Genomic DNA, 12,812 nt, shown 5'->3' with positions numbered 1-12,812 from the left:
GGCTATTTGATTTTTGCACATATTAAAAACTTAATCCCGCAACAAAATAAAGCCCTTCCGTAGAAGGATTCCATATTGCTTTAGCAAAAAGAGGCAATGACCAACTTTCCGAAATCTTTATTTCTTTCGAAGCCTCTATACCTACTTCACAAACAGCAAAACCATTTATCATATCTTTCGAATAACTGGAATTTTCTCCTCCTGTATAGAAATCATTTTCCCAAGGAGTTGCTCCAGCCTCTACAGTCCAGTCTAGTCCTCCCAAAACAAAAGGAACAGAAACTGAAAAATAGGAAGCATAAGCTTTACTTCCATCTGCTTTATAACCGATATTTCCAGCAAAGTTCGTAAACCAGTCCACCGATAAGAAGCCAAAGTCATATCCAATCTGCGCTTCAAATGTATGACTCGTATTATGTGCCCCATAGTGGAAGTATCCCGGTCCACCATTAGTCCAATAATCAGTTACAGAGCAACTGAATCCTTTCACTTCATAACCTAAGGTCAGATCAAACTCTTTTATATCATCTTTATCAAATCCAACAGTTCCCCATCCTGTAAGAGAAAAACCTTTGTAAGCCAACGACACTTCTGGCTGAATGCTGACATTTCCCAAATCCTGACCACGCCAAATATAGCCACTTACTAAATCCATACCAACACTTGCATCGAACTTGTCTTGAGCTTTCATTCCAACCGGATAACAAATAAGTACGCCCCAAAGTAATAATATTGCATTTCGGACTGTTTTCATCATCATAATCTACACTTATTAATAACCATTAATTAAAAAACGGCTGCAAAGTTAGAAAATAAAACTTCCTCAAACACCATTAAATTTATTATCATTCTTATTTTTGCAAATACATAAATAAGAGAATCATGATATCTCAAGAAAATCTCATAGAAAAAGAAACGATTATCTTCAAAGACTTATCAGATATATTAGGCCCCAATGTGCACGAACAATCATTTGTATTCAAAGGATTCATTTTCGGTATTTGCACGAAGGGATATATTAAGCTTAAGATAAACTATAATACCCATCATATCTGTCAAAATGGAATATTTATTATTATTCCCCAACACATCATTCATATCAAAGAATGTTCGTCCGACTTCGAAATGAAAGTGATGCACATATTACCCGACTTTCTATGTGCGCTACCTATTACCCCCGATTTTAACCTGTTAAAACAAACAGCCTCAACACCTTGCCTACAACTTCAAGAGAAAGACTCAGAAGAAATAATAACCCATTCTTTCTCTAAACACAAGTACACTCAGTTACTTACAAGAAACAATGCATTTAATTTCTGAGAGTTTAGAACAGTTCCGTTTCTATAAGAGTGGTATAATCAGTCATTTGTGCAATTTTTTATTACTACAAATAACAGATATACTATGCCAGAATAATCAGGAAGTATCAATTTGCATCAAGCGCACCGACGAGATATTTCGTAATTTCAAAAAACTTTCAAGTCATAATTACAGAAAGCACCATGACATACTATTTTATGCAAACAATTTAAACATCTCAACAACCTATCTATCCAGAATCGTAAAGAACATTACAGGACATACAGTTCACTTTCATATATCAGAACTTCTCTGCACAGAAGCTAAAAGACTATTAGATACTACTGATATGGGGATAAAGGAAATAGCAGATGAACTAGACTTTTCTGATCAGTCTGTCTTTGGAAAGTTTTTCGTAAAAGCAACAGGAGTTTCTCCACTCAAATATCGTAAAAGATAACTTGTGACAAGTAACTCTAACCTGTAAAAAACAGCTTTATTACCTCTTTAAAATTATCTTCTTATGTTTCAATAAAATAAAATGGTATGTGAAAAAGAGAATAAAAGAATTCTATTTGCACATACCATTTTTTACAATCTACATCAAACTACTTATTTATACGATTGTCTATAGATATTCAAAACTTCATCATCAGTCAACGGACGTGGATCTAATGTAAATAATCCGCCCATTGTATCACGAGCATTCTGAACCATCTTCGGAAGGTCTTCTTCTTTCAGCCCCCACTCGCTCAATTTTATATTGTCCACATGACATTCCTTTTTCATACGAGCCAATGCATCAATAAAGTCACTTGGACGATTACTCTTCTGCTGCGTCATTACATCTGCCATTTTCATGTAACGCTTCATACAATCATTACGGAAAGTTTCGAAATATGCTTCACTAAGCGCTATCAGTCCAGCACCATGAGGCAACTGTGGATAATATGCACTCATTGCGTGCTCCATAGAATGTTCAGAAGTACAACTGGAAGTTGCTTCTACCAATCCGGCAAGCGTACTAGCCCAAGCAACTTTTGCACGTGCCTTTAAATTCTTACCGTCGTTTACAGCTACTGGAAGATATTTATAAAGCAAACGTATAGCCTCTAAAGCATAAAGATCGCTAATTGGAGTAGCACAATTTGCAATAAAACCTTCAGCAGCATGGAAGAAAGCATCAAAACCTTGATAAGCTGTTAAATGCGGAGGTATCGAAATCATCAATTCCGGATCAATGATAGAAAGAGCCGGGAAAGTAAGACTGCATCCAAAACCGATCTTTTCTTGTTTTTCTTCATTTGTAATTACAGCCCACGGATCAGCCTCCGTACCCGTTCCGGCAGTAGTAGGGATAGCAATAATTGGAAGAGCTTTTGTTACCGGACGTCCTTTACCACTTCCACCTGTTACATAATTCCAGAAATCTCCATCATTACATGCCATCACAGCAATAGCCTTAGCAGAATCGATGGTACTTCCTCCACCTAATCCTATAATAAAATCACATCCTTGTTCCCGACAGATCGCCGCAGCTTCCATTACATGCGATTTAATAGGATTGGGAAGTATTTTATCATAAACAACAGATGCTACATCATTTTCTGTCAAGAAGCCGATTACCTTATCTAAATATCCGTATTTTCTCATTGAAGTTCCACCGGAAATAATAATCATCGCCTTTTTTCCGGGAAGTGTTTCGGTTGCCAACTTCTTTATCTCACCACATCCAAACAAGATTCTTGTTGGGATATGCAAACTGAAAACTGGATTTGCGTTCATAATATTCAGGTTTTTAAAGTTTGTATATGTTCAAATATACGAATAAAACTGTATGATATAATACGTAGAATGTTAAATTATATAACAAACATATATTTATAGACCATCACTGATTAGAAAATATGAAAAATAAAAAAGTTTCGGCTTGTTTAGGAAAATCCACAAACAAGCCGAAACTTTTTTACGTATATTTCAAACCGAGATTATTCTTCTACCGGCTGGAAATCTTCTTTTCCGACACCACAAACCGGGCAAACCCAATCTTCCGGAATATCCTCAAATGCTGTTCCCGGTGCAATGCCACCTTCAGGATCTCCAACTTCAGGATCATAAACCCAATCGCATACTGTGCAAATGTACTTCTTCATAATTTTATCGTTTTATTCTAAGTTAGTATTAATTATTTCTTTAATATGAAAACAAATATAGAAAGAAATTGTTTACGCTGTTTCATTTAGTAACATCTTTTTAAGTTCACACATTCCTTCGGAGGCTCCCTTGCGAATAACATTTACATGCCTGCCCGAAGTTATGGCAACTTCTTTCGGATCTATAAGATAAACCGAGACATGGGCTGGAACATAATTTAACAGTCCTGCTGCCGGATACACATTCAGAGATGTTCCGATAATGACAAAAATATCAGCTTGCTCCGCGTAGTCAATGGCAGTTTCTATCATTGGGACAGCCTCACCAAACCAAACGATAAACGGGCGTAACTGAGAACCATCGGCCGCCGTATCTCCCATTTTCACCTCATATTCTTCCGGTTTTAGTTCTTTTATATATTTCGGGTTATTCGGTTGCCAACTAGATGTAACCTTTGTCAGTTCCCCATGCAAATGAATAACATGATGACTGCCTGCACGTTCATGCAAGTTATCAACATTCTGTGTAACAACAGTTACATCAAAAAAATTCTCCAACTCAGCTATCAGCTCATGCCCCCTGTTAGGCTTGACTGTAAGCAATTGTTTACGGCGTTCATTATAAAAATCTATTACCAGCTTCGGGTTAGCAGCATATCCTTCGGGAGTAGCTACTTGTTCTACCGGATAACGATCCCACAGACCTCCCGAATCGCGGAATGTACTAATGCCACTTTCAGCACTCATCCCTGCTCCAGTCAGTATCACCAGCTTTTTCATAGGCAGATATTTTCTTTTCATTTTATATACAGTCACAAAAATAAGAATTTTTAATCGCTCAAAAAGCCTCATATTCAAAGAAAAAAGATACCTTTGCCGTGCTTTTAAAGAATATTACACACTAATAAATATAATCACATGGACAAATTCAGTTACGCCATTGGTCTGGGTATAGGCCAAAACCTGCTGAGCATGGGTGCTCGCGGCATTGAAGTAAACGACTTTGCACAGGCTATCAAAGACGTATTAGAGGGAAACCAAACAGCAATCACTCACACCGAAGCTCGTGAAATCGTGAATAAATATTTCACTGAGTTGGAAGAAAAAATGAATGCTGAAAACATAGCAAAAGGAAAGCAGTTCCTCGAAGAAAACAAGAAAAACCCTAAAGTAGTAACTTTACCTAGCGGACTGCAATATGAAGTTATAACCGAAGGTAACGGCAAACAGCCTAAAGCAACTGACCGCGTACGTTGTCACTATGAAGGTACATTAATAGACGGAACATTGTTCGACAGTTCTATCAAGCGTGGTGAACCTGCCGTATTTGGAGTAAACCAAGTTATCAAAGGTTGGGTTGAAGCATTGCAGTTGATGTCGGAAGGTGCAAAATGGAAACTTTATATCCCTTCTGAACTGGCATACGGAGCACAGGGAGCTGGTGAAATGATCCCTCCTCACAGCACACTTATCTTCGAAGTTGAATTAATAGAGGTGCTCTAATACACAAAAGCAAATCAGTAAAATTATAATTTAAAATATAAAGTAAATGAAAAAAAGTTCTTTAATCATGATGTTTGCAGCCGCAACTGGACTGGCATCATGTACAGCTCAGAGCCCAAAGGCAAACATGAAAAGCGATGTTGATACTCTTTCTTATATGATGGGTGTCAGCAACACACAAGGATTGCAAGAATACGCTATGGGACGTCTGGGTATCGATTCTACTCACATGGCAGACTTCATCAGAGGTATTGAAGAAGGTTTGAAACAGACAGATGCAAAACAGAAAGCTTACATGGCTGGTATCCAGATCGGACAGCAAGTAAGTGGTGATATGTTCGACGCTATCAACGATCGTATCTTCAACGGCGACTCTACACAGAACTTAAGCAAAGAAAACTTCTTGGCTGGTTTCGTTTCTGCTGTAAAGAAGCAGGCACTCGTTGCTCCTGATTCTGCTGCTGTATATGTAAATGCTAAGGCAGAAGCTATTAAAGAAAAAGCTTTGGAAACAAAATATGCTGACTATAAAAAACAGAACGAAGACTTCCTGGCTACTAACAAGAGCAAAGAAGGAGTAAAAGTAACTGCAAGTGGTCTGCAATATAAAGTAATCACTGAGGGTAAAGGTGAAATTCCTGGAGAAACAGCAAGAGTTAAAGTTAATTATAAAGGTACTTTAATCGACGGAACTCAGTTCGACAGCTCTTACGACCGTAAAGAACCAACTACTTTCCGTGCAAACCAGGTAATCAAAGGATGGACAGAAGCTCTGACTATGATGCCGGTAGGATCTAAATGGGAATTGTATATTCCTCAGGAACTGGCTTATGGCTCACGTGAAACTGGTAAAATCAAACCGTTCTCTACATTGATTTTTGAAGTAGAATTGGTTAGCATCGAAAAAGAAGATAAGAAATAATAACTGATTATTTCATCTTATAAAACACAGGTATGGACATGATTATCAGTCTGTACCTGTGTTTTTTATTTTCCATGCCTATATTCATGAGGTGTCTTACCCGTCAGTCTCCGGAAATATTTGCAGAAGAAAGATGCATTCGGAAAGTTCAATTCATCAGCTATCTGATAAACCAGTTTATCAGAATGACGAAGTAACAATTTTGCTTCTTGCACTACAGCCTCATTCACCCAGTCCATCACTGTACGGCCACTTGTCTGTTTTATCAATGTACTCAGATAACGGGAAGTCAGGTACAGCCTGTCGGCATAAAACACTACACTTCTTTCGTGTATGGCATACTTATTAACAAGCGACAAAAATCTGTTGAAAACTTCTTCCTGACGCGTGAGCCGACCGCTTTCTTCCGATATTTCCCTCATACGATATATATTTATCTGATGAAACAAAGCCGAAATAAGACTTCTTACCATATCTCGAGGGAAAGGCTTATCGTGTACGATATCCCACAATAAATCGAAAAAGGCAGCAATCCGTTTTTCTTCCTTTTCCGGTAAATCAAGCTGTACATAAAGTCTTCCTTGCAAAAAGGTCTGCAACAATACTTCTTTTTGCCAACCTTCCATGAGGCCATTGGTAAAGGCAAACATCTCCAATTCACAACCTTTCGATATTTCAATTACCTGAAGTATTGTACCTGGTGAAGCTACAATCAACTGATGAGGTTTAAGCGTCAATTCTATAAGATTCGCTCGCACACGAATACACCCGGCATGCATAAACAAGACACGACCTTCCGTCAGACGATAAGGCTGGCCGAAAGCAAATATCTGCTCTGAAATTTCCAATACTCCTCTCATTGAACGGACAAAACCCAGTTCGGCAGAAACAAACCGATATTTATTACAAGGTATAGCGGAAAGTTCAAATATCTGCTTTAAAGCTAAGAGTAAAAGATTATTCTGTTCCATGATAACATTCTCATTTCCCGCAAAGATAATAATATAGCCCTATAAGAAGCTATTTTTCGCACATTATCGAACAATTAGGACATTTACAACAACCAATGGAGCCTTATGTATATACTGAAAGCATTTAACTTTGTATCAGAACAATAAAAACGACAAACAATGAAACGGATTCTTTTCTTCATTATGTTTTTTACAGTTGCCATATCCACAAGGGCACAAGTTACACTAGACGAATGCAGGCATGCTGCACAAGAGAATTATCCCCTGGTCAGACAATATAACCTCATTCAACTTGCTGAACAATATAATCTTTCGAACGCATCCAAAGGTAACCTTCCACAAATCAATATCAGCGGCAAAGCATCTTACCAGAGCGATGCAACTACATTCTCGATAGATATTCCGGGAATAGGTATCAAAGGATTGCCCAAAGACCAGTATCAGGCACTGATAGAAGTTCAGCAAAACATTTGGGACGGCGGACAGATTCATCACCAGAAAAAAGAGATCAAAGCCGTTTCGCAAGAAAATAAGTATCAACTGGACGTAAGCATGTATGCACTGAACGAACAAGTCAATCAGGTATTCTTCGGGATATTACTCTTAAACGAACAGTTGCATCAGAACGCTCTGCTCCATGATAACTTACAAAGAAACTTAAAGAATATAGAAGCTTACCGAAATAACGGTATAGCCAATGATGCCGATGTGGATGCTGTAAAAGTAGAAATACTAAACACAAAGCAACAGCGTATACAACTCTCAGAAAACCCTTGCTCTTGGACTGCTCATATCGTGCATCACCCACACGCAGGTAGCTGCCCTGCTAGCCTCGGCAATGGTACTGATGATACCTACTATCATTTTATCAGGAATCATTTTCCCGATAGAAAGTATGCCAGCTATACTGCAATGGATCTCCTGTGCCATTCCTGCCCGCTGGTATGTATCACTGGTAAGACAACTGATGATAGAAGGAGTACCGCTATCTTATGTATGGAAAGAAGTATGTGTACTCCTGTTTATGGCTGTGATACTAATAGGTATTACCTCTAAAATATTTAAAAACCGCTTAGAGTAAATAAAGAATATGATATTACGATACCTCATAGAAAAAGAGTTCAAGCATCTTATACGGAACAGTTTCCTGCCCCGCCTGATTCTGATATTCCCATGTATGATCATGCTGGTGATGCCATGGGCTGCTACGCTGGAAATAGAAGACTTACGTATAGCATAGACAATGACCATACCCCTTCTTCTCTCCGACTGACACACCGGATAGAATCTTCTCCCTATTTCAAGTTAGTTGCACTTCCGGATACTTATCACAAAGCGGTGGAATGCATCGAAAGAAATCAGGCTGACATGTTATTGGAAATTCCTAAAGGATTTGAAAAAGAACAAGTCAACGGACGTCCGGCATCGGCTTTGGTAGCCATTAATGCCGTAAATGGAACAAAAGGAGGATTAGGGAATACATATCTGCAACAGATACTTAACCCACAATCTACATCGGTAACTTCAATCCGGTACCGTTTCAATCCACATCTGGACTATAAAACCTTTATGGTTCCTGCCCTGATGACTATGCTGCTGGTTATGCTTTGCGGATTTCTGCCTGCCTTGAATGTAGTTGGTGAAAAAGAAGCCGGTACCATTGAGCAAATTAATGTCACTCCGGTAAGCCGCTTTACCTTTACTCTTTCCAAGCTGCTTCCTTATTGGCTTATAGGCTTTATTGTATTGAATCTGTGCATGCTGCTTGCATGGGCCGTATATGGCCTGACACCTGCAGGAAGCATATTCACCATCTATCTGGCAACACTCATATTTGTACTGGTCATGTCAGGACTCGGACTGGTCATTTCCAATTATTCGTCTACCATGTAACAGGCTATGTTCGTCATGTGGTTCTGCATGCTTATTTTTATTCTGATGAGTGGCCTGTTCACACCCATCAGCAGTATGCCCGACTGGGCACAGTACATCACTTATATCAATCCGCTACGCTACTTCATGGAAATGATGCGTATGGTATATCTAAAAGGGAGCGGTATCGGCGATATCGTGCAACAACTTTGTGTATTATCCTGCTTTGCAACAATCTTATACAGCTGGGCGATACATAGTTACCGCAAACAACAGTAGTCAAACAATCTCTTTCGACAGATATCAAGAATAAGTCGCGGAAACTACAAGAAAACCATGCTGAAATCTTGCTCATTTTTTGTACAAATCTCCTGAGTATTCGTACAAAAAATTAAAAAACATCGAGAAGTTTTAATGAAAAATTGCTGAATTATTTTTATAACAATAGTCTAGAGTAAAAAAAGGGCATCTCCACGTTCTGAAAAACATGCAGATGCCCTTTATATATAGCCTGTTCTATTTATTTTCTCAAGTTTTTTTCTCCTTTACATCAGAATGTGCTTCTACCACATTCACTACATAATCGCCCAGCTTTTCACATTCACCGATAATGTCCATATAGTGGATACCCATCTGATAGCTATATTCTTTATTGTTCACATCGACTATGTTCTGATTCTTCAGCTGATTGCGGTAGTTATTGATTTCATTCTCCAGATTAAATGATTTGTTCACATCTACGATATGATGCACATCTTCCACCAGCTTTATCATCTGCGTCAGTGCATTGTCAGTCAAAGCAAACATCTGATGAATATGCTCATATTGCTTTTCTGTAAAATCAATATTTCCTCTGCGCTTACGGTTAATAGTTCTTGCCAGGTTGTAACAGCTATCACCAATACTTTCTATTTCTGTTACTTCACGGAGCATTTCACGTATCTGAAGTTTACTTTCCGAACTCAAACGACCTTCAGAAACCTGATTCAGATAGTTGGCAATCTCTACCTCCATATTGTCACTGATATTCTCGTATTTCTCTATACGGCTGAACAATTTATTAAAATCATTCTCATTTTCCGTATGTAACAAATCACGAACCATACGGAACATCCGCTGGATGCGCTCTGCAAAAAGGTTGATTTCTTTACGAGCCTGCAAAACAGAAAGTTCGGCTGTCGACAACATACCACCAGTAATAAATTGCAGGCGATACTCTTCTTCCTGTTCCTTTTGAGGAATAAGCTTGCAGACTGTTTTTTCTATCAGCTTAACGAACCATATCAGAATCAGCACATTGCATACATTGAAGCAAGTATGGAACGCCGATAATTTAAATGAAACAGCAGCACCGTCAGCTTCACTGATATTCATAAAGTCAGAAATTATCCAGTCTACCATCGACAGGAACGGCTTAAACAATATCAAAACCCAGATTACACCAAATATATTAAACATCAGGTGAGCCATAGCAGCTCGTCTGGCCTGAGTATTGGCAGTCAGAGCAGCAAGATTTGCCGTAATGGTAGTACCGATATTCTCTCCCAGCACCAGTGCTGCTCCCAGCTCAAAGCTGATCCATCCGTTAGCACACATGATAAGCGTTATCGCCATCGTTGCCGCAGACGCCTGTACAATCATGGTCAGGATAGTACCGATAAAGACAAACAAAAGTACGGAAATGAATCCCATATCGGTATAGTTCTGGACGAAAGCCAACATATCAGGGTTGGCGCTCAAGTCTGGAGCATTGGTTTTCAGTAAGTTCAATCCCATAAACAGGAAAGCAAAACCGAAAATAAACTCACCGATAGACTTACGGGAACTCTTTTGAGAAAATAAAAGCGGAATACCAAAAGCCAGAAGAGGTAAAGAGAATAAAGAAATATCGACTTTAAAGCCGAGAGCGGAAATAATCCAAGCGGTAACGGTAGTACCAATATTGGCTCCCATAATTACACCTATGGATTGTGAAAGGGTCAGCAATCCTGCATTGACAAAGCTGACCACCATAACTGTCGTAGCAGAAGAAGATTGAATTAAGGCCGTAATAAGCACACCAGTCAATACACCGGTCACTCTGTTGGTCGTCATAGCGGTCAGGATACTACGAAGTCTGTCACCGGCAAACTTCTGAAGCCCCTCACTCATGATTTTCATTCCATAAAGGAAAAGCGCTAACGAACCGAGCAACGCTAAAAAATCATAAAAAGTATATTCCATTTGTAATTAATTAAGTCGGAGGTAGGCTCTTAATTGTTTAATGTGTAAATTAATTGCCAAATCACCGAGTTAGTAACACATATTACAATTATGCTACAAATATATTGCAAAAATAACAATTTAACAAAAGATTTCCCCGAGGGAAGCACGCTTTTGGATATTTATAATGGTTTTAATTTAGAAATGCCCTACGGACCTGTCAGTGCGAAAGTTAACAATAAGGTAGAAGGGCTCAACTTTAAGGTATATTACAATAAAGATATTGAGTTTCTTGATATAACTAATCCGTCGGGCATGCGTACCTATTTCCGATCGCTTTGTTTCATCCTTGTCAAAGCAGTAGAAGAGCTTTATCCGCAGGGAAGCATTTCCCTGGAACATCCCGTATCGAAGGGTTATTACTGTACGCTGCATCTGGACCGTTCCATTGGTTTGGATGATGTTACACGTATCAAGCAGAAAATGCAGGAAATAATTACCGACAACATTCCTTTCCAACGTATAGAGTGCCATACAGAACAGGCCGTCGAATTATTCACCCAAAGAGGAATGATGGACAAAGCAAAACTGCTGAAGACTTCCGGACAGTTATATACTTTCTATTACAGATTAGGAGATACCATCGACTATTATTATGGCAGTCTGGTTCCAAGTACAGGATACATCAAACTGTTCGATATAGTAAAATACTATGACGGATTGTTGCTGCGTATTCCAAACAGAAAGAACCCGCAAAAACTGGAGGAACTTGTAAAACAAGAAAAGATGCTGGAGGTATTTCAGGAATATCACCGCTGGAACCAGATATTGGGAATCAGTACGGTTGGGGATTTCAACATAGCCTGCAACAACGGGCATGCTACCGACCTGATAAATGTATCGGAAGCATTGCAAGAAAAGAAAATTGCACATATAGCCGACGAAATCACTCACCGGAACCAAAATGGAGAAAGAGTGAAACTGGTATTGATTTCCGGACCGTCATCTTCGGGAAAGACAACGTTCAGCAAACGTCTCAGTATTCAGTTAATGACTAATGGACTGAAGCCTTATCCGATTTCACTGGACGATTATTTTGTAAACAGAGAAGATACTCCACTCGATGAAAACGGTGAACACGATTTCGAGTCACTGTACGCGCTGGATCTTCCTTTCTTCGAAGCCCAGTTAAAGGAGTTGTTAGATGGTAAGGAAATTGAATTACCCCGATTTAATTTTACAACGGGCAAACGCGAGAACAGTGGCAAGAAATTACGTATTGACGAAAATATGATATTGATACTGGAAGGGATACATGCGCTGAATCCGGCACTGACCCCCAATATTCCGGCAGCCAATAAATATAAGATATATGTATCTGCCCTGACTACAATCTCACTCGACAACCATAATTATATTCCTACCACCGACAACCGGTTGCTACGCCGAATCATACGCGATTACCGATACCGCAATTACTCGGCAGAAGCGACAATTTCTCGATGGGAAAGTGTCCGTGCAGGGGAAGACAAATGGATATTCCCTTATCAGGAATATGCAGATGCAATGTTCAACTCGGCTCTGCTCTTCGAACTTGCCGTGTTAAAGGACTATGCAGAACCCATTTTACGAAAGGTACCCAATAACTGTCCGGCATACTCGGAAGCTCACCGCCTTCTGCGTTTCCTTGCCTATTTTGTTTCAGTACAAGACAATGAACTTCCGCCGACTTCCTTGTTGCGCGAGTTTTTGGGAGGAAGCAGTTTCAGATATTAAATTCCACAGATATTGGTAGAGAAGTTGGTTGTCCACATAAAATAAAATTAAGTGAAAACCATATAATCCGTATCTAATTGTTTATTTTTGCAGCGAAAAAATCAAATTCATTTT

The 12,812-nt window shown here is 39.1% G+C and carries 11 protein-coding genes and 3 pseudogenes; 8 read left to right on the top strand and 6 right to left on the bottom strand.

From position 1 onward, the window contains the following. Window positions 1-22 precede the first annotated feature (22 nt). Window positions 23-760 carry a hypothetical protein gene (locus ACDG22_RS04175; RefSeq protein WP_007570359.1) on the bottom strand — a complete coding sequence of 246 codons (738 nt, stop codon included), beginning with the start codon at window positions 758-760 and terminating at the stop codon, window positions 23-25. Window positions 761-882: 122 nt separating this feature from the next. Here ACDG22_RS04175 and ACDG22_RS04170 point away from each other — a divergent pair, with 122 nt between their 5' ends. Then, window positions 883-1,320 carry a hypothetical protein gene (locus ACDG22_RS04170; RefSeq protein ID WP_007570357.1) on the top strand — a complete coding sequence of 146 codons (438 nt, stop codon included), beginning with the start codon at window positions 883-885 and terminating at the stop codon, window positions 1,318-1,320. Then, window positions 1,304-1,759, top strand: a complete 456-nt coding sequence (locus ACDG22_RS04165) for a helix-turn-helix domain-containing protein (RefSeq protein ID WP_007570355.1) — start codon at window positions 1,304-1,306, stop codon at window positions 1,757-1,759. Before ACDG22_RS04170 ends, ACDG22_RS04165 begins: the two co-directional genes overlap by 17 nt. A gap of 152 nt (window positions 1,760-1,911) precedes the next feature. Here ACDG22_RS04165 and ACDG22_RS04160 read toward each other — a convergent pair whose 3' ends face one another. The 3 genes from ACDG22_RS04160 to ACDG22_RS04150 all read right to left on the bottom strand — a co-directional run bounded on the left by ACDG22_RS04160 (window position 1,912) and on the right by ACDG22_RS04150 (window position 4,232). Next, on the bottom strand, window positions 1,912-3,084 hold the full coding sequence (locus ACDG22_RS04160; protein ID WP_007570353.1) for an iron-containing alcohol dehydrogenase: 1,173 nt from the start codon (window positions 3,082-3,084) through the stop codon (window positions 1,912-1,914). A 203-nt stretch (window positions 3,085-3,287) separates the two neighbouring features. Beyond that, window positions 3,288-3,452, bottom strand: coding sequence for a rubredoxin (gene rd, locus ACDG22_RS04155; protein WP_007570351.1), 165 nt, complete (start codon window positions 3,450-3,452; stop codon window positions 3,288-3,290). A 72-nt stretch (window positions 3,453-3,524) separates the two neighbouring features. Then, a complete protein-coding gene (locus tag ACDG22_RS04150; RefSeq protein ID WP_040312120.1) occupies window positions 3,525-4,232 on the bottom strand; it encodes an NAD-dependent deacylase in 708 nt (235 codons plus the stop codon). Between the two features lie 138 nt (window positions 4,233-4,370). Between ACDG22_RS04150 and ACDG22_RS04145 the strand changes: the two genes are divergently transcribed. After that, the gene (locus tag ACDG22_RS04145; protein WP_007570347.1) at window positions 4,371-4,955 is read left to right on the top strand and encodes an FKBP-type peptidyl-prolyl cis-trans isomerase; all 585 of its coding nucleotides are present in this window, start codon (window positions 4,371-4,373) and stop codon (window positions 4,953-4,955) included. 46 nt (window positions 4,956-5,001) lie between these two features. Further along, window positions 5,002-5,877, top strand: coding sequence for an FKBP-type peptidyl-prolyl cis-trans isomerase (locus ACDG22_RS04140; protein ID WP_007570345.1), 876 nt, complete (start codon window positions 5,002-5,004; stop codon window positions 5,875-5,877). A 65-nt stretch (window positions 5,878-5,942) separates the two neighbouring features. On the opposite strand, the gene ACDG22_RS04135 is transcribed toward ACDG22_RS04140, so the two are convergent. After that, complete coding sequence (locus ACDG22_RS04135; RefSeq protein ID WP_270244148.1) at window positions 5,943-6,848, bottom strand: helix-turn-helix transcriptional regulator; 906 nt, start codon at window positions 6,846-6,848, stop codon at window positions 5,943-5,945. A 159-nt stretch (window positions 6,849-7,007) separates the two neighbouring features. Here ACDG22_RS04135 and ACDG22_RS04130 point away from each other — a divergent pair. The 3 pseudogenes from ACDG22_RS04130 to ACDG22_RS04120 all read left to right on the top strand — a co-directional run. Then, window positions 7,008-7,598, top strand: a pseudogene (locus tag ACDG22_RS04130) (TolC family protein); the annotation flags it as partial. 19 nt (window positions 7,599-7,617) lie between these two features. Further along, window positions 7,618-7,929, top strand: a pseudogene (locus ACDG22_RS04125) (ABC transporter permease); the annotation flags it as partial. Window positions 7,930-7,941: 12 nt separating this feature from the next. Beyond that, window positions 7,942-8,999 (top strand): annotated as a pseudogene (locus tag ACDG22_RS04120) (ABC transporter permease). A gap of 249 nt (window positions 9,000-9,248) precedes the next feature. Here the strand turns inward: ACDG22_RS04120 and ACDG22_RS04115 are convergent. After that, window positions 9,249-10,943 (bottom strand): Na/Pi cotransporter family protein, encoded by a 1,695-nt coding sequence (locus ACDG22_RS04115; protein WP_270244149.1) that lies wholly within the window; start codon window positions 10,941-10,943, stop codon window positions 9,249-9,251. Between the two features lie 81 nt (window positions 10,944-11,024). Between ACDG22_RS04115 and ACDG22_RS04110 the strand changes: the two genes are divergently transcribed. Beyond that, window positions 11,025-12,698: a nucleoside kinase gene (locus ACDG22_RS04110; protein ID WP_302774950.1), complete on the top strand. Its 1,674-nt coding sequence runs from the start codon at window positions 11,025-11,027 to the stop codon at window positions 12,696-12,698. Window positions 12,699-12,812 lie beyond the last annotated feature (114 nt).

Origin of the sequence: Phocaeicola coprocola (assembly GCF_041333015.1) — a bacterium.
Classification (GTDB): Bacteria; Bacteroidota; Bacteroidia; order Bacteroidales; family Bacteroidaceae; genus Phocaeicola; species Phocaeicola coprocola.
The sequence above is the reverse complement of the archived record's forward strand: the minus strand, read 5'-3'. Positions and strand labels throughout refer to the sequence as shown.

Excerpts from the sequence above, each read along its gene's own strand:
- ACDG22_RS04175 (WP_007570359.1), bottom strand. The coding sequence starts at position 760 with ATGATGATGAAAACAGTCCGAAATGCAATATTATTACTTTGGGGCGTA.
- ACDG22_RS04170 (WP_007570357.1), top strand. The coding sequence starts at position 883 with ATGATATCTCAAGAAAATCTCATAGAAAAAGAAACGATTATCTTCAAA.
- ACDG22_RS04165 (WP_007570355.1), top strand. The coding sequence starts at position 1,304 with ATGCATTTAATTTCTGAGAGTTTAGAACAGTTCCGTTTCTATAAGAGT.
- ACDG22_RS04160 (WP_007570353.1), bottom strand. The coding sequence starts at position 3,084 with ATGAACGCAAATCCAGTTTTCAGTTTGCATATCCCAACAAGAATCTTG.
- rd (WP_007570351.1), bottom strand. The coding sequence starts at position 3,452 with ATGAAGAAGTACATTTGCACAGTATGCGATTGGGTTTATGATCCTGAA.
- ACDG22_RS04150 (WP_040312120.1), bottom strand. The coding sequence starts at position 4,232 with ATGAAAAAGCTGGTGATACTGACTGGAGCAGGGATGAGTGCTGAAAGT.
- ACDG22_RS04145 (WP_007570347.1), top strand. The coding sequence starts at position 4,371 with ATGGACAAATTCAGTTACGCCATTGGTCTGGGTATAGGCCAAAACCTG.
- ACDG22_RS04140 (WP_007570345.1), top strand. The coding sequence starts at position 5,002 with ATGAAAAAAAGTTCTTTAATCATGATGTTTGCAGCCGCAACTGGACTG.
- ACDG22_RS04135 (WP_270244148.1), bottom strand. The coding sequence starts at position 6,848 with ATGGAACAGAATAATCTTTTACTCTTAGCTTTAAAGCAGATATTTGAA.
- ACDG22_RS04115 (WP_270244149.1), bottom strand. The coding sequence starts at position 10,943 with ATGGAATATACTTTTTATGATTTTTTAGCGTTGCTCGGTTCGTTAGCG.